The 19,508-nt window shown below is 33.5% G+C and carries 15 protein-coding genes and 1 tRNA gene; 9 read left to right on the forward strand and 7 right to left on the reverse strand.

What is annotated here, in order from left to right; translation table 11 throughout:
- The first annotated feature begins 18 nt into the window (after positions 1-18).
- Together tig and AAGD45_RS08150 are read left to right on the forward strand one after the other, a co-directional pair.
- On the forward strand, positions 19-1,350 hold the full coding sequence (gene tig / locus AAGD45_RS08145; protein ID WP_341761386.1) for a trigger factor: 1,332 nt from the start codon (positions 19-21) through the stop codon (positions 1,348-1,350).
- 171 nt (positions 1,351-1,521) lie between these two features.
- Positions 1,522-1,920, forward strand: coding sequence for a DUF2660 domain-containing protein (locus AAGD45_RS08150; RefSeq protein WP_341761387.1), 399 nt, complete (start codon positions 1,522-1,524; stop codon positions 1,918-1,920).
- 257 nt (positions 1,921-2,177) lie between these two features.
- Here the strand turns inward: AAGD45_RS08150 and AAGD45_RS08155 are convergent, their stop codons facing one another.
- From AAGD45_RS08155 to AAGD45_RS08165, 3 genes are all read right to left on the reverse strand, one after another.
- A complete protein-coding gene (locus AAGD45_RS08155) occupies positions 2,178-3,392 on the reverse strand; it encodes a DEAD/DEAH box helicase (protein WP_341761388.1) in 1,215 nt (404 codons plus the stop codon).
- A 432-nt stretch (positions 3,393-3,824) separates the two neighbouring features.
- On the reverse strand, positions 3,825-4,034 hold the full coding sequence (locus AAGD45_RS08160; protein ID WP_341751689.1) for a cold-shock protein: 210 nt from the start codon (positions 4,032-4,034) through the stop codon (positions 3,825-3,827).
- 239 nt (positions 4,035-4,273) lie between these two features.
- A complete protein-coding gene (locus tag AAGD45_RS08165) occupies positions 4,274-4,978 on the reverse strand; it encodes a TraX family protein (protein ID WP_341761389.1) in 705 nt (234 codons plus the stop codon).
- Positions 4,979-5,393: 415 nt separating this feature from the next.
- Between AAGD45_RS08165 and AAGD45_RS08170 the strand changes: the two genes are divergently transcribed.
- Positions 5,394-6,350: a transposase gene (locus tag AAGD45_RS08170; protein WP_341760848.1), complete on the forward strand. Its 957-nt coding sequence runs from the start codon at positions 5,394-5,396 to the stop codon at positions 6,348-6,350.
- A 549-nt stretch (positions 6,351-6,899) separates the two neighbouring features.
- On the opposite strand, the gene murJ is transcribed toward AAGD45_RS08170, so the two are convergent.
- From murJ to AAGD45_RS08185, 3 genes are all read right to left on the reverse strand, one after another.
- The gene (gene murJ / locus AAGD45_RS08175; RefSeq protein WP_341761390.1) at positions 6,900-8,423 is read right to left on the reverse strand and encodes a murein biosynthesis integral membrane protein MurJ; all 1,524 of its coding nucleotides are present in this window, start codon (positions 8,421-8,423) and stop codon (positions 6,900-6,902) included.
- A 195-nt stretch (positions 8,424-8,618) separates the two neighbouring features.
- On the reverse strand, positions 8,619-9,161 hold the full coding sequence (ppa, locus tag AAGD45_RS08180; protein ID WP_341761391.1) for an inorganic diphosphatase: 543 nt from the start codon (positions 9,159-9,161) through the stop codon (positions 8,619-8,621).
- A 4-nt stretch (positions 9,162-9,165) separates the two neighbouring features.
- A complete protein-coding gene (locus AAGD45_RS08185) occupies positions 9,166-10,791 on the reverse strand; it encodes a class I SAM-dependent methyltransferase (protein ID WP_341761392.1) in 1,626 nt (541 codons plus the stop codon).
- 593 nt (positions 10,792-11,384) lie between these two features.
- Between AAGD45_RS08185 and AAGD45_RS08190 the strand changes: the two genes are divergently transcribed.
- The 5 genes from AAGD45_RS08190 (at position 11,385) to AAGD45_RS08210 (ending at position 15,518) form a co-directional block, all read left to right on the forward strand.
- Positions 11,385-12,341: a transposase gene (locus AAGD45_RS08190; RefSeq protein WP_341760848.1), complete on the forward strand. Its 957-nt coding sequence runs from the start codon at positions 11,385-11,387 to the stop codon at positions 12,339-12,341.
- Between the two features lie 304 nt (positions 12,342-12,645).
- A tRNA-Gly gene (locus AAGD45_RS08195) sits at positions 12,646-12,720 on the forward strand.
- A gap of 204 nt (positions 12,721-12,924) precedes the next feature.
- A complete protein-coding gene (locus AAGD45_RS08200) occupies positions 12,925-13,452 on the forward strand; it encodes a c-type cytochrome (protein WP_341761393.1) in 528 nt (175 codons plus the stop codon).
- 468 nt (positions 13,453-13,920) lie between these two features.
- Entirely contained in the window at positions 13,921-14,877 is a 957-nt protein-coding gene (locus AAGD45_RS08205) for a transposase (RefSeq protein WP_341760795.1), read from the forward strand.
- A gap of 167 nt (positions 14,878-15,044) precedes the next feature.
- Positions 15,045-15,518: an NfeD family protein gene (locus AAGD45_RS08210; protein ID WP_341761394.1), complete on the forward strand. Its 474-nt coding sequence runs from the start codon at positions 15,045-15,047 to the stop codon at positions 15,516-15,518.
- Between the two features lie 374 nt (positions 15,519-15,892).
- On the opposite strand, the gene AAGD45_RS08215 is transcribed toward AAGD45_RS08210, so the two are convergent.
- Entirely contained in the window at positions 15,893-16,894 is a 1,002-nt protein-coding gene (locus AAGD45_RS08215; RefSeq protein ID WP_341761395.1) for a serine/threonine dehydratase, read from the reverse strand.
- A gap of 89 nt (positions 16,895-16,983) precedes the next feature.
- Between AAGD45_RS08215 and lon the strand changes: the two genes are divergently transcribed.
- Positions 16,984-19,323: an endopeptidase La gene (gene lon, locus AAGD45_RS08220; protein ID WP_341761396.1), complete on the forward strand. Its 2,340-nt coding sequence runs from the start codon at positions 16,984-16,986 to the stop codon at positions 19,321-19,323.
- The last annotated feature ends 185 nt before the right edge of the window (positions 19,324-19,508 follow it).

Consider the following 19,508-nt stretch of genomic DNA (forward strand, 5'->3'; position numbering starts at 1 on the left):
GCTAATGAGTTTTTTAGTATGCAAGTCACAGAACTTAAAAATGAAGGTCTAGATTTTGAAGTTAAAGTAGTCCTTCCTTCTTCTAAAATTGCCAATGAAGTACAAAAAGAATTAGCTAGTTTAGCAAAAAAAGTTAAGCTTGATGGATTTCGTGTTGGTAAAGTGCCAATCAGCATTGTTAATAAAAAATATAAGCAATCTATTAGGTCTGATGTGGTAAACCATGAAATTAATCATGCAGTCCAGCATGTTATTAAAGATCATAAACTAAAAACAGTAGGTGATCCACAGTTAGAAAATTTACGTAATGAAGAGAATGAGGATATAGAATTTACTCTAAAATTTGAGCTATTACCTGATATTGAATTGCCAGATTTTAAAAAAATAAAAATTATTTATCCAAAGTTAGTAATTAAAGAAGATGATGTTAATAAGCAAATAGATAAGCTTGCATCTATATCAAAAATTTATAATAAAGAAAGTAAAGGGAAAGTAAAAAAAGGGCAGGAAGTTACTATTGATGCGATTGGTTATGTCAATAATGAGGCTTTTGAAGGTGGTAAGGTTACAGATTATAAACTAGTAATTGGTAGTGGAACTTTTATTGAGGGCTTTGAAGATCAGCTTATTGGAAGTAAGACTGGGGACGAGGTAGAAATCAACGTTAAATTTCCTGAAGATTACCATATGAAGCAAGTCGCAGGTCAACCGGCTAAGTTTATTGTACAAGTAAAGGCTGTACATTCTGCTGATGAGCTAGTTGTTGATGATGAGTTTGCTAAGAAATTTAATTGTGAAACACTAGAAGAGTTACGTGATAATATTTCTAAAAGCATAAAAAATGAATATAGTGAACCTATACGCACTTTAATGAAAATGAGCTTATTTGATCAATTAGAAAAGCTATTAACGTTTAATGTTCCTAAATCTTTAATGGACCAAGAGATAAGTATTCTGAAATCTCAAACGGAGAGAAATAGTGACTCAGATTCGATATTTAAAGATAAATCACAAGCAGAAATTAATGAGTATTATAATAAGCTAGTCTTACGTCGTGTTAGAATAGGTCTAATGTTATCCGAATATATGAAAATTAAGAATTTACATATCGATCAGAAAGATCTTATAAGTGCTATTATGGCTCAAGCAAGGAAGTTTCCAGGTCAAGAAACAGCAATATTTGATTTTTATAAAAAAAATCTTAATGCTCTTGAACATTTAAAAGGTCCGTTATTAGAAGAAAAAACAGTACAACATATTTTTGACAATGAAGTGATTTTAGAGGAAAAAAATTATACGAAAGAAAAGCTTGAAGAATTTTTAGCACAAGAAGAAGATCGTGTGGTATAGAGTCAAGTAGCAGGGCATTATCATACCATTTCTGAAAACTAATCATCACGGTCGTACTTCATGATCTCCGCTCCTCACGTACTAGTTGTATGCGAAGGTACTCGACACTCGTACTCCGAGTAGCAATTTAGTTTTGGGAAATGGTATCAGTAAGATATATTTGAGGGTTTTATGCAAAATACTAATTTGATAATCGCTGTAATAGGTCTATTTCTAGTGTTTGTTACATTCTTTATTTATAAAAAGAGCAAGAAAACACCGGTTAGAACGCTTGTTGATGATCCTAATAATGCAGAACCATTTAATAAAGAAAATAATAAAAAGAACCTCTCACTCAATGATAGAGTTGAGCTATCTTGGAAGTTTTTATATGAAATTACAGAATTAATTATTAGTAAATTCTCTAAAAAGGATGTAGAGTTAGTAAATAAACTTGGTCATATCCTGCTAGATAATGGAATGAGATATGAGCATGTAGTAGATCTTGGTATCAAACAACAGGTTATATCAAGGGTTGCAAGCATTGAACAACAAGCATATTCCCAATCTCAGAAAACTTTGAGTAAATAAGTATACTCAAGTGATCTGAAGAATTGGTTTTGATAGTTGAGAGGTATTAGCCATAGTACCCTATATTTTTTATATAACCACTATTAAAATAGCTGCTGATCGTCTATTAGTGAGGAGTCGCGAAAAAGCGGTAACGCAGCAATCTAGGATACGCGAAGCGTTACTCTAAAAAAACAGCTTCGCTGTTTACCTAGATCGCCACGGCATCTAAAGAGCCTTGCTATGACGATTATAGAAAAATGTAGGGTACTATGATATTAGAATGCTTTATTATTTCTAGCAGAACCAGCATAAGGTTTTCTATCATTGTTATTACGAGGAAAATAACTTTTTTTGCCATTATGACCATTAAATGGTTTCCTGCGATTCTTACTTTCCCTCATATCTGCTCTTGAAGTAGTTTCACCTTGATTTATTAGGCGGTCAATAGCTTTCCATCTGATATTATCTTCTGGCGAAATGAATGATAATGCACAACCTGAGAGACCAGCTCTACCAGTTCTACCTATTCTATGCAAATAATCTTCTGGAGCCATTGGTAAGTCATAATTGATAACATGCTGTGTATGAGGTATATCTAAGCCACGAGCTGCAACATCTGTTGCCACCATGATCCTATGACGAGAAGAGCGAAATGATGAAATTACACGATCACGTCTACCTTGTGTTAAATCACCATGTATAGCTTCAGCTTTATGATCTTCAAATTTCAACATTTTTGCAAGCTGATCAGCACCACGCTTAGTTTTTACAAAAATAATTATAGAACCATCACGTTCATTTAATTGCTTTATAAGCTCAGGAAATTTCTCTTTATCAGAAACACGCAAAGTTTCTTGTTTTATTTGAGATGCAGCCTTAGTAGTTGATCCAACAGTAATACGATGAGGATTAACCACGTATTTTTGCGATAATGCAATAATATGTTTTGGCATAGTAGCTGAAAACATTAAAACTTGGCGTTTCGCAGGTATATATTTATTTATCTCTTCTAATTGTTCTTTCATACCCATATCAAGCATTCTGTCCATTTCATCAAGTACTACCAGTTGGATAGTATTTAATTTTAAAGTACCACGAAGTAAATGATCTATGATACGACCTGGTGTGCCAATTATAACTTTAGGATTTACTTTTAGTTGTGTAAATTGTTTATGCATTGGTTCACCGCCTATCAAAACCGCACTAGGAAGTTTTATTTGAGTAGTTACCTTAGTTAAAGTATCACGCACTTGAGTAGCTAATTCCCGAGTTGGAACAAGTACCAAAGACATTGATTTAGTCTGTATAAAAGAATTGATTATTGGTAGCAAATAGGCAAGGGTCTTACCCGAACCAGTTTGACTAGAAGCTAGAACATCATTACCTTGCATAGCAACCGGTATGGCCTTTCTTTGAATTTCCGTTGGAGAGGTTATGTTCATGCGTTCAAGTGATATAATCACTTCATTTGGTAAATTAAAACTTTTCATTATATAAGTCCAATATTATTTATCTTAAATTAAAAATGCTCAAATGCTTTACCCCAATTCGGGGTAAGAATTAACTAATTCTTATCCCGAATTGGGGTACATCGAAGGTGTAGGGATGATACCTTAGGCTATTAAACCGATGTATTACATCTAATTCAGGTTAGTCAAAGCATTTGAGTAAACATATATTCTATACTTTAAAAGAATAAGTGTATGATTAAGTTCTTACGTTATAATGTGAGTTGTCAATTAATTGTATAGTAAAAAACTATTGTATTATGTTCCAACAAAATTATAACTTTAACTTACAGTGAAACACTGAATTACAAAAAATAATCCATGAAGTGTATAAAAAGATGATACTACCCAAAATTCACTAGTTTAATAACCACTCATAAATTTTGAGTAGTTGCTTGTAGTTTTAAATAAATATTATTTTATTTGTAGATTAACAGCAGAAATTTTCCCCTTATTATCTTCTAGATCAAAGCCAACACTTTGACCTTCATTAAGATTACGGATACCGGCACGCTCTACAGCCGAGATGTGAACAAAAACGTCACTCCCCCCATCGTCTGGCTGGATGAAACCGAAACCTTTGGTTGTATTAAACCATTTAACCTTACCTACTTTAGTAGCCATAAAAACCTTTTAGTATAGAGTTACTTATTTGAACTTAATTCGCAACTCTTCCGTAGAAATTAAACCAAATAAATCGATAGATACAAGGTTTTCATGCTATTAAAGAGTTAATTATTAAACTCAACAAACATGTTACTCTTTTTCTTAATAATTGTCAACAAGGGATAAGACAATTATGTGTAGATTCTATATTTTTCTTTGAAACATAGACATTTTAGCACAGTTTATTAACTGATTTATCAATTCTGTAAGTAGAATTTGAAAAATAAAAATTGTAAAATTGCTAGATGTATAGCATAGATATATAAAGCATTATGGCTTATAATTCGCAAATTTATAGCAATTTTTTGTTCAAAATTTCTTGCAACCATAAATATATATTGCAAAACTCCAAATATAACTACTATAAGTACATAGATATGCGACAAGGGAAAAACAGCAATGGTATGCAGTACAGTCAAAATCATAGATATTGCAACGGCAATCCTAAGATTACCTAGATCATGTTTAGCTATATAGCCAAGTAACATGATAGCTAAACCTATGGTACCATAATCAACCAAGAACCAAGTGCAGAACCAAAGAGTCCCAAGGAAGACAACATGACAATAACCCTTATAGAAAAAATTATTTAGGCTATTTTGAAAACAATAAAGATAGCACTGACCTAGAAAAATAGGAATAAGTATGTTAGTTGTGGTGAACTGCTTAAATAATATAGTAGTAAAAATATGTAGTAGAACTCCGACTACAAGAATTTTAATTTTTGGTTTTTTATAAAAATTATAGCCAACAAAAAAGCAGAAAATAGGCATACTAATACGACCAATAACCCGCATTATCTCGTATTCAGGGAAAAAGTATAACCCTAAATGATCTATTACCATGGTTATTATGGCTATAGTTTTCAAAAAATCTTGATAATTAGATTCAGTTTTCATCATTAATATACTACTATGATTTCAAGAGTTGATAGACACCCCAGTTCAGGATAAGAATTAGTTAATCTTATCCCGAATTGGCTTTAATATTAGTAAATACACCTTCTCTACACGTCTATTAGTGAGAAGACCGTAAGGTTGACGAAGCAATTGTAAGTTAAAAGTATGATATAATAGATATTGAAGTCAATGTAAATAATGATTTATACTGACTTATAAGGGGGTATTACAGCGATAGTCATTAATAATATAAATGACTATCGCTGTGCAGGCGTGAGCGACCGTGAAGCAATTGGTTTTAAGACCGAATGGATATTGGTACTCTAGCCCAAATCCCCGAGACGTTTGAATAGTTGATTGGGATGCCTTTGCACGCCCGCTTACAATCGTAAACAACATTAAAAGTCTTCGAGGTATTATGCTATTATATAATAATTTTATCGGTCTTGATATAGGAAAATTCAATTTTGTTGTTGCTATTCATGGAAAAAAAGAAACTAAAGAATATAATAACAACTCTAATGGAATAGCTGATTTTATCAAGGATTACAAAAAAGAGATTAGTTCTGCATTGTGTGTTTTAGAAACTACTGGTGGATATGAAATGGAACTATTACTAACGCTTTGCAATCAGGGTTTTGCTGTACATAGAGCCAATACTCGTAAAGTTAAAAACTTTATTAGGTCTTTTGGTAATGCAGCTAAAACTGACAGTCTTGACGCTAAAGCTCTAGCACTTTATGGTTTTGAACGATCAGAAAGATTAGAGCTATTTAAAGTACAATCTAAGCAAGCTTTAAACTTGTATGAATTAGTAGGACGTAGGAACGATCTTAAACAAATGTTGATTGCAGAAAAAAATAGGTTTCAGTCCCCGAGAGCTGATTTAATCAAGTCTAGTTGTGTTAAAATGATCGAAGTACTAGAAGAACAAATTGCATCTATTACTAAAGAAATAGATGACTTAATAGCAAAAGATAAGCTCTTGCAAGCTAAGAAAGAGACTCTGCAAACTATTAGTGGTATAGGCGCAGTAGTATCTAATGAGCTTATAGCTTTGTTACCTGAACTTGGTACATTGAACCGCAAACAAATAGCATCATTAGTAGGTGTTGCACCAATATCTAATGATAGCGGTAGATATAGCGGATATAGACATACAGGTCATGGTCGAAATTTTGTTAGACCTATGTTGTTTGTAGCTGCTATGGCTGCTAGAAATTCTAACTCTGAACTGAAGGTATTTTATGAGAAATTGATCAATAGAGGAAAAAAGAAAATGGTGGCGATGGTAGCATTAATGCGTAAAATCATTGTGATTGCAAACGCTAAGTTACGTGATTTAACTAGCTCTGCACAAGCAATAAAAATTTAAACCAAATTTATTTAAATTTTTATTGCGAACATAGTTGATCCAGTAACATCATTTATCTATAGATTGTTTCCTAGATTGCTTCGCTTACGCTCGCAATGACGCATAGGCGTCAACTTAAGAGCGTAATGATTGAGCATGTATAAACAAATTAAACACAGCCGTTATAGCAAGGCTCGTTAGATGCCGTGGCGATCCAAATAAACAGCGAAGCTGTTTTTTAGAGTAACGCTTCGCGTATCTTAGATTGCCGCGTCGCCGCTTGCAGCGGCTTCTCGCTAATAGACGTTTAGGTTTGATTTACTTATACATGCTCAATCATTACGCTCTTAAGTTGACGCCTATGCGTCATTGCGAGCGAACGTACGTGAGCGTGGCAATCCATGAAGTTTGTCATATAGATCGCTTCGTTGACCTACGGTCTCCGACGGCTTTAACTTTCAACAGTTGTGGCTCAAATCCTCAAGTACGTCTTTGTACACTACAGTTTTGTGTTCCGTGTCTCCTTCAAATTCCTCGGAATAAATTAATTTCGGGAATTGGTATTATATATTATTTTGGATAAAGTCTAAAATAATAAATCATTAGAAAAAACGTCATCGCTCCAGATAAAATTGTGGCTGCCAGCATAAAAGTTTTTACTAATAACAATTCGGAATAATAATATTCAGAACAATAGTGCTTAATCACCCAAATTACTAGTGCCATTATTACGCAGCTGAATAAAATCTTGCCACAAAAAAAGTATAATTTTGAATCAATGAAAGAATGACCATACTTCTTTGTATATATATATAACAACCAAACATTATACCAAGCGGTAATAGAGCAGCCAAGAGCGATACCAAGATGACCATATGGTTTCATCAGAACGATATTTAATATAGTATTCACAGTAAGAGAATATAATGTTATTTTTAAAGGAGTTTTCGTATCACTATTAGCATAAAATATAGGCATCAAAATTTTGGCAAGTATAAAAGCTGGTAAACCAAGGGCAAAACCGGAAATAGCTTCAGCAGTTTTAATTGTATCAGCATAAGTAAAAGCTCCACGCTCATATATTACATGAATGATTGATTCTGATAAAGCGATAATACCGAACGCAGCTGGCAAAGATAATAAAAGTCCAACTTTAATAGCATTATTTTGAATCCTTGCTGCTTTTTCTAAATCATTCATTTGGTATGTTTTTGATAATTCTGGTAATAATATAGTACCAAAAGTTACCCCTATTATAGATAAAGGAAATTGGTATATTCTATCTGCATAGGATAATATTGAAATTGTTCCTTCGATGAAGCTAGCTATTGATTGCGAGATAAATAAGTTAAGTTGCTGAAATCCAGAGCTAATAGTCGCTGGACCCATACCAAACAAAAACTTTTTTACATCTTTATTACATGGGTCAAAAACTAGTGGGAATGATAAACCAACCCTAATTACACAAAAAAACATAAAGATAATTTGTAATAACCCAGCAATCAACAAAGATAAACTAATCGATATAGGAGTAGATATATGTTCTTGTAATATTATTGTTGTAATTATAACAGTAATACTTAAAATGATCGGAGAAAAAGCAAAAGCTGCAAATCTTTTTACTGAATTTAAAATTCCCCCTAGTAAAGCACTTACCGAGATAAAAATTAAATATGGCATGGTAATGCGACACAAAATAACTGTCAAATTAAACTTGTCTAGATCTTCATGAAAACCAGGAGCAATAATGAACATTAATGATGGCATGAAAATCTGCATTAACACTACCACACTCACTAAAGTAATAAGTAAAATAGTAAAGATAATGCCAGTGAAATGGCGTGCTGCTTCTCGAGATTCTATGAGTTTTGTATTAAAAATAGGTACAAAAACCACTGAAAGCGCCCCTTCCCCAAAAATACGCCTAAATAGGTTGGGTAATTTAAAAGCAACATTAACACTATCAGCAATATTACCAGCACCAAATAATGAAGCAATGAATAATTCGCGAGCCAAACCAAATATACGGGAGATTAAAGTAAAGACAGATACTATAATTCCAGAACGAAATAATGTATATCCTTCGCCTTTCATTTAAGCCGCCTCGATGTTATGTAAGCACTGTTCTTCACCTTATCGTTTTCGGTCATAAAGCAAATGCCAATTATTGATTTTCTATCTTATACCATTTCCCAAAACTAAATTGCTACTCGGAGTACGAGTGTCGGCTACCTTCGCGTACAACTAGTACGTGAGGAGAGGAGATCATGAAGTACGACGACGTGATGATTAGTTTTCGGAAATGGTATTAGTAGATACCCTTAATATACCTTCATTAATCAACTCCTTAGCTTTTTGAGCATTTTCCCAGCCAGTTACCTTCACCCACTTACCTTTCTCTAGATCTTTATAATGTTCAAAAAAATGTACTATACGTTGTTTCAACATCGGGCAAAGATCATCTAAATCTTTTATTGAATCAAAAGTAATATCTAGTTTAGAGCTAGGCACAGCAATAATTTTTTCATCCAATCCAGATTCATCTTCCATCATTAAAACACCAATAGGGCGTGACCTAATCACAGAGCTAGGTATGACAGGATAATGTGATACAACCAATACATCTACTGGGTCTCCATCCTCTGATAAGGTATGCGGAATAAACCCATAATTACATGGGTAAAACATAGCAGTTTGCATAAACCTATCAACAAATATTGCTCCTGATTCCTTATCCATCTCATATTTTATAGGACTATCTTGCATTGGAATCTCGATAATCACATTTATCTCTTCATGACCGACTTTGGTCTTAATTTTATCAACTAACATCACTTTACCCAATTAATAAATAATTTCTTTTGCATTTTTGCAAGCAAACATCTACATAATGACTAATAAATGGCTTTAAAAGGTTTTCGTCGCTTATCTTACCATTTTCATTAGATGCCACTAATACTCCAGAAGCAAATTTTTCAAATATTTTTTCTTCAATCTGCTGAATAGAGTTGTGTCCATCTAATAGCTCAATAATATATTTTTCATGCAATTGCAATGGAACAACAGCATTAACTCGATTTGTCACAAACAAATTAGTTGAGTCTAATTTTTGAGCTTGATATCTTGCTAAATCACTTACTTTTGGTTTTGCCGAGATTTCATATACTGACTGAGGTTTTGTTGCAAATATTTGTACGTACCCTTGTAACATTAGTTTTATAATTACAGGATCTAATTCTGCTCTAATATCTTTAAGCTGTAATTTTTCTAATTTTTTCATAGCCAATTTACAAATTTGATCCAAAGTCAAAGGATTACCAATATTATCAGCATAAACATAGAAAACTGCCTTTATTATAGGAGAAGACGTTGAAATATTAGGGGATTCTGAATTATTATTATAATGAAATCCTAAACTTTCTACTGTATTATTCATATCCACTTCATTTTCAGGTATTACTGGTATAATATTAGCAGTAGTATAAAAATCACTTAACTTACTTGGTTCAATTTTCCTATCTATAGTGACATTATTGTGGCATAACAAAGTAGTCCTAAATTTACGATTAGTGATAAAATCCATATATTGTTCGGTTCTAACAATATCATTTATCGCTTGTAATTGCTCTGCAGCCTTGGCAGGTAAATTACCGACAAACATCGCAGAAAGTGCAGAATCTCCAAGATAATTTAAATTATGTTTTCTAGCTGTACTTATGAATTCATGGAAATAAAAAGCTGTATTTTCTTCTCCAAGATATTCATGTAGTAAATATGAATCATTTGTAGTTTTAAGAAGTTTAGTTTCGTGTTGTAAGAATTTAGAATAAGAATTATCTGAACCTTCTAAAGAATCATTAACAAAATCTAATAATAATCTAGCTTGTTGTATTTTACTATGGTTGTCAGTAAAGGTGCTACTGTGAAACATCATCATATCTCTGATAGTTTTTTGCATATTCCAGCCTGGCAGAGTATTATAACTAATAAAGGCAATACCGTCGGGGTTTAATAATTTATTGCAAATTTCAAAAATCTTGTCCTTAACTATAGTAGGCACCCACGAGATTATTCCATGGCAAATTATATAATCAAATTTACCAACTGACTCATCAAGATTTAGTATAGATAAGTGTTTTAGTTCAATATTTTTAAGACCTAAACTCTTAACTATTTCCATGCCATTAACAATTTGGACATTTGACAAATCAATTCCTAAAGAATAAGATTTTGGGTAACTTTCAGCAAAGTCAATTATATTAGCACCTTCAGCACAACCAAGCTCAAGTATCCTAGCGGTCTCTATAGCAGGAGGTTTCATGTTAAATAATAGACCAATAGTTCTTAAATGTTCCGGCCTTGTATAAGTAAAAGGAAAACTTTCATAAGGAAAATCATCATAATTAATATTATTTGTTTGCTTTTCTAACAAACTGTTATTAGGATTGTTTTTTTGCCCCATAATTTGCTCCATGATAAAAGTAATAATTTCTAGTGGATTTAGTTATTTTAAGCAAGGATTTTCTACATTTCTGTAGGGTAATCTAATTAACCTCAAGTATCGATGTAAAAAATTAATAGTAGGCTCAAGTAATCATTGCCATTAGGGATGATGTCACCCCACGATTGTTGAAAGTTAAAAAACTGTCTATTAGCGAGGAGACCGTAGGTCGACGAAACAATCTATATGACAAGCTTCATGGATTGCCGCTACAACTGTTGAAAGTTAGTAAATACAGCTTCCCTATGCGTCTATTAGCGAGGAGGCTGTAAGGCCGACGAAGCAATTGTAAGTTAAAAGTATGATATAATAGATATTGAAGTCAATGTAAATAATGATTTATACTGACTTATAAGGGGGTATTACAGCGATAGTCATTAATAATATAAATGACTATCGCTGTGCAGGCGTGAGCGACCGTGAAGCAATTGGTTTTAAGACCGAATGGATATTGGTACTCTAGCCCAAATCCCCGAGACGTTTGAATAGTTGATTGGGATGCCTTTGCACGCCCGCTTACAATCGTAAACAACATTAAAAGTCTTCGAGGTATTATGCTATTATATAATAATTTTATCGGTCTTGATATAGGAAAATTCAATTTTGTTGTTGCTATTCATGGAAAAAAAGAAACTAAAGAATATAATAACAACTCTAATGGAATAGCTGATTTTATCAAGGATTACAAAAAAGAGATTAGTTCTGCATTGTGTGTTTTAGAAACTACTGGTGGATATGAAATGGAACTATTACTAACGCTTTGCAATCAGGGTTTTGCTGTACATAGAGCCAATACTCGTAAAGTTAAAAACTTTATTAGGTCTTTTGGTAATGCAGCTAAAACTGACAGTCTTGACGCTAAAGCTCTAGCACTTTATGGTTTTGAACGATCAGAAAGATTAGAGCTATTTAAAGTACAATCTAAGCAAGCTTTAAACTTGTATGAATTAGTAGGACGTAGGAACGATCTTAAACAAATGTTGATTGCAGAAAAAAATAGGTTTCAGTCCCCGAGAGCTGATTTAATCAAGTCTAGTTGTGTTAAAATGATCGAAGTACTAGAAGAACAAATTGCATCTATTACTAAAGAAATAGATGACTTAATAGCAAAAGATAAGCTCTTGCAAGCTAAGAAAGAGACTCTGCAAACTATTAGTGGTATAGGCGCAGTAGTATCTAATGAGCTTATAGCTTTGTTACCTGAACTTGGTACATTGAACCGCAAACAAATAGCATCATTAGTAGGTGTTGCACCAATATCTAATGATAGCGGTAGATATAGCGGATATAGACATACAGGTCATGGTCGAAATTTTGTTAGACCTATGTTGTTTGTAGCTGCTATGGCTGCTAGAAATTCTAACTCTGAACTGAAGGTATTTTATGAGAAATTGATCAATAGAGGAAAAAAGAAAATGGTGGCGATGGTAGCATTAATGCGTAAAATCATTGTGATTGCAAACGCTAAGTTACGTGATTTAACTAGCTCTGCACAAGCAATAAAAATTTAAACCAAATTTATTTAAATTTTTATTGCGAACATAGTTGATCCAGTAACATCATTTATCTATTAGATTGTTTCTTGGATTGCTTCGCTTACGTTCGCAATGACGCTGTGGTGTAGGTATTTGTAAACTTTCAACAGTTATGGAATGACACCCTGGGCTATTAAACCGATGTCTTACATCGAATTAAAGGTTAATTAACAGTATCTACGATTAAAATTAAATTTCTTTTTATGTTATTTCTTCTTGATCTTTTTACAGTATTTCCTTATATTCATGACTTGTTTTTATATAAGTGAGCCTTTTAAAAGCGGGTGTAGCTCAGGGGTAGAGCGCTACCTTGCCAAGGTCGAAGTCGAGGGTTCGAATCCCTTCACCCGCTCCAGTATAAAAATGGTTCTAAGATAATATACTGTTCGTAAATGAAGAGTTGGTAGACGATAGTATAACTTCAAGAAGAGCTAGGAGTGTCAAAGTCGAGCTGCTAGGCGTACATTAGTACGTGAGCAGCTTCGATCTTTGGTCGCGGGAACGCCAATTCTTGAAGTTCACCGAGTATACATATTCTCTCTACGGAGACGACCTAAATATGTCTGGAATAGAATTAAATAAAATTGCTGCTTCTATTTTGTTAGCCAGTTTAATTGCAATGATGGTAGGGTTTATAACAAATATTTTGTATAAGCCTGTTTTACATCCTGAATCTCGAGGTTATAGTGTAGAAGTAACAGAAGATTCTCATAGTGACCTTGACGCTAAGGTTGCCGTAGAAGCACCAGTGAATATAGAAGAATTGATGAAAACTGCTAATGCTGAAGCAGGAAGGGAGATAGCAAAAAAATGCCTAATGTGCCATTCTCTTGATAAGAGTAAAGCTAATAAGGTTGGACCACATCTATGGAATATCGTTGGGGCAGAAAAAGCTAAAGCAGAGAATTATAAATATTCAAGTGCTTTATCCAGTAAAGGGGGAATTTGGGATGAAGAAAGTTTATTTCATTTTTTGCATAAACCTAGTCAATATATACCTGGTACAAAGATGACTTTTGCTGGTTTAAATAAACCTCAAGATATAGCTAATGTTATAATGTTTTTAAAGACATTTGTTCATGACTAAATTCTCCTTGGAAGCTTGTTATATCGAAACAATTAGATTTGAGATAGCTCTGCATCTGATTGTTAAATCATGTCTATTAGCGAGAAGGTCGTAAGCACAACTGTCGAAAGTTCGAAGGTATAACGGGTTTTAGGCAGGGCAGTTTAAAAGTTGTATATGGTCAACGTCATTGCGAGAAGATCGTAGGTCGACGAAGCAATTGTAAGTTAAAAGTATGATATAATAGATATTGAAGTCAATGTAAATAATGATTTATACTGACTTATAAGGGGGTATTACAGCGATAGTCATTAATAATACTAAATGACTATCGCTGTGCAGGCGTGAGCGACCGTGAAGCAATTGGTTTTAAGACCGAATGGATATTGGTACTCTAGCCCAAATCCCCGAGACGTTTGAATAGTTGATTGGGATGCCTTTGCACGCCCGCTTACAATCGTAAACAACATTAAAAGTCTTCGAGGTATTATGCTATTATATAATAATTTTATCGGTCTTGATATAGGAAAATTCAATTTTGTTGTTGCTATTCATGGAAAAAAAGAAACTAAAGAATATAATAACAACTCTAATGGAATAGCTGATTTTATCAAGGATTACAAAAAAGAGATTAGTTCTGCATTGTGTGTTTTAGAAACTACTGGTGGATATGAAATGGAACTATTACTAACGCTTTGCAATCAGGGTTTTGCTGTACATAGAGCCAATACTCGTAAAGTTAAAAACTTTATTAGGTCTTTTGGTAATGCAGCTAAAACTGACAGTCTTGACGCTAAAGCTTTGGCACTTTATGCTTTTGAACGATCAGAAAGATTAGAGCTATTTAAAGTACAATCTAAGCAAGCTTTAAACTTGTATGAATTAGTAGGACGTAGGAACGATCTTAAACAAATGTTGATTGCAGAAAAAAATAGGTTTCAGTCCCCGAGAGCTGATTTAATCAAGTCTAGTTGCGTTAAAATGATCGAAGTACTAGAAGAGCAAATTGCATCTATTACTAAAGAAATAGATGACTTAATAGCAAAAGATAAGCTCTTGCAAGCTAAGAAAGAGACTCTGCAAACTATTAGTGGTATAGGCACAGTAGTATCTAATGAGCTTATAGCTTTGTTACCTGAACTTGGTACATTGAACCGCAAACAAATAGCATCATTAGTAGGTGTTGCACCAATATCTAATGATAGCGGTAGATATAGTGGATATAGACATACAGGTCATGGTCGAAATTTTGTTAGACCTATGTTGTTTGTAGCTGCTATGGCTGCTAGAAATTCTAACTCTGAACTGAAGGTATTTTATGAGAAATTGATCAATAGAGGAAAAAAGAAAATGGTGGCGATGGTAGCATTAATGCGTAAAATCATTGTGATTGCAAACGCTAAGTTACGTGATTTAACTAGCTCTGCACAAGCAATAAAAATTTAAACCAAATTTATTTAAATTTTTATTGCGAACATAGTTGATCCATAAAAGTAACCAAAAATGGATTGCTTCGTCACTGCGTCGCAGCTCCTCGCAATGACGCTAGGCTGTTTTTCCTATGACTTTTAAATTGCCATGCGTAAGGTGAGTACATTAGTTGAAGGTATCCTATGATCCTATCTGAAATTTCAATAGTAGAATGGTGGTTGATTGCTGGCGTTATTTGTATAATTATAGAATTTGCTAACATTCCAAATGTTGGTTTTTTATTTTTGGGTCTAGGTGAAGTATCTACTGCAATAATATTAAACAATTACCCGGGTCTTTTAAAATACCAGTATATAATTTTTGGCTTTGCTTCTTTTATGTGGCTGATTACCTTATGGTATCCGCTAAAATTTTATGTTTACAAGAAATATGATAAGTACGAATATTCTGATATGGTTGGTAAGGAAGTAGTGGTATACAGCAATAAACTTCTAGTAGGGGAAACAGGACAGGTATTGTGGTCAGGAACTATTATGAATGCTAAACTCAGCAAAGATACTATCAAATCAGTACATAAAGGAGATCTACTCCGCATAGTACAAGTTGATGGTAATGTGCTTATATGTACTGTAAAAAATGGGAGTGTTACGAACTGATTTTTTTTGGTAATTTTGTTGTCAAAATGTGTTGTTAAAATTTGCTTTTGCTCTATAACAATCGTCTGTGTATGCGAAGCACAACTGTTGAAAGTTAAAAAATCGTCATTGCGAGGCGTCTACTTAAGAGCGTAAATTGAATATGTATAAACAAATTAAACACAGCCGTCATAGCAAGGCTCGTCAGATACCGTGGCGATCTAGATAAACAGCGAAGCTGTTTTTTAGAGTAACGCTTCGCGTATCATGGATTGCCGCGTCGCCGCTTGCAGCGGCTTCTCGCAATGACGGTTTAGGGCTTGCAAAGCTCATTGCGATGACGATTTTTTAACTTTCAACAGTTGTGCTTTTTGCCCCAATTCGTGTAAACTAGGTTACATTAATGGGCTTGGTAAATTAGATAGATAGTTCCCCTTCCAAAGCTCCTGATAAAGAGCAGGATCAATGTTTCCACCTGATATAAGTACTAAAACTCTCTTAGGTTTTGATTGTCTCTTTAACCAATCAACTACTCCAACCATATTTAAAGCACATGATGGTTCACAAGCAATTTTTAGTAAATGCGTTAACCAAGCGGTCCAGTAATATATAGAATATTCATCAGCAAGAAAGAAATCATCAAGTTTATTTAGATAATTAAATGTACGTGGTGAAACTGCTAAAGTACGCAAGCCATCTGCTATAGTATGTGGTGAATTAGCAAATCTGTATATTGAACCTTGCTGAATAGATAAAAAAGCATCATTCGCATTAACCGGCTCTGAACCTATAAGCAAGCTGGATGGAGACAGTAATTTTTTTGCTAAATATGATCCAGAAAGTAATCCACCACCTCCACAAGAAGCAAAAATAGCATCTGGGCTAAACCCCAGCTGTTGCAAGGCTTCATAACACATAGTACCAGCCCCAGCTATACTCGAATCGCTATCAGAAGGATGCAAATAGTAGAAATCATTTTCTATGTCACCTTTTGCCCTATCTTCTGCCACTTGCCTAGTATCGGTCAGTATAACCTCTGCTCCGTAATATCTTGCTGCTTGTTGCTTAATTGGAGAAGTATCTTTGGGCAAATAAATTCTTGCATTCAGATTAAGAATTTTTGCTACCCAAGCAAGACCAATTCCATGATTACCTGTACTATATGCAACAATTTTATCTAGTAAACGATTTCGTTCTTGTAACTCTAATAAATGGTTTAATACCCCTCTAACCTTGAATGCTCCAGTTTTTTGCAACGATTCTATTTTAAAGAAAATTTTATGCCCCAGCATTTCATTTAAAGTTTCAGACTGGACTATTGGAGTCAAATGAAGATATTGTTTTACCCTATTACTTGCTATTGATATTATATTTGGAGATTGAGGTGATAAATGCATATACAAAATAAATGTAGCTTGAAATCCCAGCACGGCAACATTATATAGTTAACAATCCCTTTAGTATATAAATTTTTCAAGGTTTTAGTATGACAAATAAAGAAAAATTACCCCTACTCGCATTAAAAGACATGGTGATATTTCCCGGCATGATTGCTCCCATATTTGTCGGTAGGACAAAGTCTCTAAAAGCCTTACTGAATACTAAATCCACAGATACTAATAGATATATATTATTGGTGTTACAAAAACAACAAGATCAAGACACTCCAGATATTCAAGATCTTCATTCTACAGGAGTAATTGCTAAAATTATACAAACAGTAAGGTTACAAAATAATGCAAAAATTCTTGTTGAAGCAATGCAGAAGGTTAAACTTCATAACATAACTAATAAAGAAATGTTTGAAGCTGAATATAGCATACTACAAGATGAAGAGGTAATTGATGTGGAAGCTTTAAAAGTTTCTACGTCAATTGTCATTGAGTTATTTATGAAATATACCAAGAATCATAAAAAAATTAATCCAGAAATAATAGAAACAATAGCTGATGAAATAACCAAAGATCCGACAAATTTTAGTTATATTACTAATGTGCTAGCCTCTTATCTGACTGCACCATTACTAATAAAACAAACTTTATTAGAAGAAACAAAACCTCAAACACGAATTAAAACTATAATAGATACATTGACATCTAGTATGGCTCAAATGGAAGCAGAACAAGCTTTACAACTACGAGTAAAAAAACAAATTGAAAAAACTCAGCGTGATTATTACTTGCACGAACAAATGAAAGCTATACAAAAAGAACTCGAGCAGGATAAATCTGACTTCTCTGATATAGAAAAAAAGATTAAGACCTTAAAACTTTCAAAAGAAGCAAAAGAAAAAGCCGAATCAGAACTGAAAAAGCTAAAGCTTATGAATCAAATGTCAGGTGAATCCTCAGTTGTTCGTAACTATCTTGATACAATATTAGCTATGCCATGGGGAAAATTTGATAATAGTAAAACTGATATAAATAAAACTAGAGAAATTTTGAATCGGGATCATTTTGGTCTTGAGAAAGTCAAGGATCGCATCATTGAATATTTAGCAGTATTACAACGCTCTAAAAAAATTAAAGGACCTATACTATGCTTAATTGGTCCTCCAGGAGTGGGGAAAACATCACTGGTCAAGTCAATTGCTGAAGCAATGGGTAGGAAATATACTAAATTTGCTCTTGGTGGCATTAGAGATGAATCGGAAATTAGAGGTCATAGAAAAACATATCTTGGTTCTATGCCAGGAAAAATCATAAACTTAATTAAAAAAGTTAAAACTAATAACCCTGTTATGTTATTAGATGAAATTGATAAAATGGGTTCTGATTTCCGAGGTGATCCAGCATCTGCTTTACTTGAAGTTTTGGATCCTGAACAAAACAGCCATTTCGTTGATCATTATTTAGAAGTAGAATATGATTTATCAGAAGTAATGTTTATTGCAACAGCCAATTCTTATAATTTGCCAAGAGCTTTACTAGATCGTATGGAGATCATTAATGTTTCTGGTTATGTTGAAGAAGAAAAATCACAAATTGCTAAAAATTATTTAATACCAAAGCAATTGAAACTACATCAAATGAAGAAAAATGAGCTAACTATTGATGATGGAGCAATTTTAGAGTTAATCAGATATTATACCAAAGAATCAGGGGTAAGATCGCTTGAAAGAGAAATTAGCTCTGTTACAAGAAAAATATTGCAAAGGATTCTGAGTAACAAAGAAGTAAAAAGCATATCAATATCATCTGAAAATCTTGAAGAATATTTAGGTGCTAGAAAACATAATTTTGGTTTAGCTGAGAAAGAAGACCAAATAGGTAGTACCACGGGGCTTGCTTATACAGAAGTTGGCGGAGAACTATTAACCATTGAAGCATTGTCATTTCCTGGAAAGGGAGATATTAAAACTACAGGCAAGCTTGGGGATGTAATGAAAGAATCCGCTCAAGCAGCTTATAGTTGTTTCCGCTCTAGAGCTAATAATTTTGGACTGAAGTATGAAGATTACAAAGACCTTGATATCCATTTACATGTGCCAGCTGGGGCAATTCCAAAAGATGGACCATCTGCTGGATGTGCAATATTTACCACTATTGTTTCACTTATGACCAAAATACCAGTCAAAAGAACTGTGGCAATGACTGGAGAAATCACCCTAAGGGGTACAGTGTTACCAATTGGAGGACTAAAAGAAAAATTATTGGCTGCTAGCCGAGGTGGTATACAAACAGTACTAATACCTGAAGAGAACATCAAGGACTTAAAAGATATTCCACCGAATATAAAGAATAGCTTGGAAATTTTATCAGTGTCAAATATAGATGAAGTGCTAAAATTAGCTTTAGTGAATAATAATTTTACGGTTGTTAACTAAAAAAATATTAACATTAAGATAGAAACTTGAATATACTTAAAATTAGACTTCCTGCAGAATTCGCTTTTGCGCAAGGATTTGTAGGAGACACGGAACCTCGACCCGCAGCGTACTAAAATGTACGTGAGGAGCAGAGTACCGGTATCACGCACAAATTACCAGCAAAAGTAGAATTATGCAGGAAG

The organism is Candidatus Tisiphia endosymbiont of Thecophora atra (assembly GCF_964026395.1).
Lineage (GTDB): Bacteria > Pseudomonadota > Alphaproteobacteria > Rickettsiales > Rickettsiaceae > Tisiphia.

Bases quoted from the DNA above. Each gene is read 5' to 3' on its own strand.
- tig (WP_341761386.1), top strand. From the start codon at position 19: ATGCAAGTCACAGAACTTAAAAATGAAGGTCTAGATTTTGAAGTTAAA.
- AAGD45_RS08150 (WP_341761387.1), top strand. From the start codon at position 1,522: ATGCAAAATACTAATTTGATAATCGCTGTAATAGGTCTATTTCTAGTG.
- AAGD45_RS08155 (WP_341761388.1), bottom strand. From the start codon at position 3,392: ATGAAAAGTTTTAATTTACCAAATGAAGTGATTATATCACTTGAACGC.
- AAGD45_RS08160 (WP_341751689.1), bottom strand. From the start codon at position 4,034: ATGGCTACTAAAGTAGGTAAGGTTAAATGGTTTAATACAACCAAAGGT.
- AAGD45_RS08165 (WP_341761389.1), bottom strand. From the start codon at position 4,978: ATGATGAAAACTGAATCTAATTATCAAGATTTTTTGAAAACTATAGCC.
- AAGD45_RS08170 (WP_341760848.1), top strand. From the start codon at position 5,394: ATGCTATTATATAATAATTTTATCGGTCTTGATATAGGAAAATTCAAT.
- murJ (WP_341761390.1), bottom strand. From the start codon at position 8,423: ATGAAAGGCGAAGGATATACATTATTTCGTTCTGGAATTATAGTATCT.
- ppa (WP_341761391.1), bottom strand. From the start codon at position 9,161: ATGTTAGTTGATAAAATTAAGACCAAAGTCGGTCATGAAGAGATAAAT.
- AAGD45_RS08185 (WP_341761392.1), bottom strand. From the start codon at position 10,791: ATGGGGCAAAAAAACAATCCTAATAACAGTTTGTTAGAAAAGCAAACA.
- AAGD45_RS08190 (WP_341760848.1), top strand. From the start codon at position 11,385: ATGCTATTATATAATAATTTTATCGGTCTTGATATAGGAAAATTCAAT.
- AAGD45_RS08200 (WP_341761393.1), top strand. From the start codon at position 12,925: ATGTCTGGAATAGAATTAAATAAAATTGCTGCTTCTATTTTGTTAGCC.
- AAGD45_RS08205 (WP_341760795.1), top strand. From the start codon at position 13,921: ATGCTATTATATAATAATTTTATCGGTCTTGATATAGGAAAATTCAAT.
- AAGD45_RS08210 (WP_341761394.1), top strand. From the start codon at position 15,045: ATGATCCTATCTGAAATTTCAATAGTAGAATGGTGGTTGATTGCTGGC.
- AAGD45_RS08215 (WP_341761395.1), bottom strand. From the start codon at position 16,894: ATGCATTTATCACCTCAATCTCCAAATATAATATCAATAGCAAGTAAT.
- lon (WP_341761396.1), top strand. From the start codon at position 16,984: ATGACAAATAAAGAAAAATTACCCCTACTCGCATTAAAAGACATGGTG.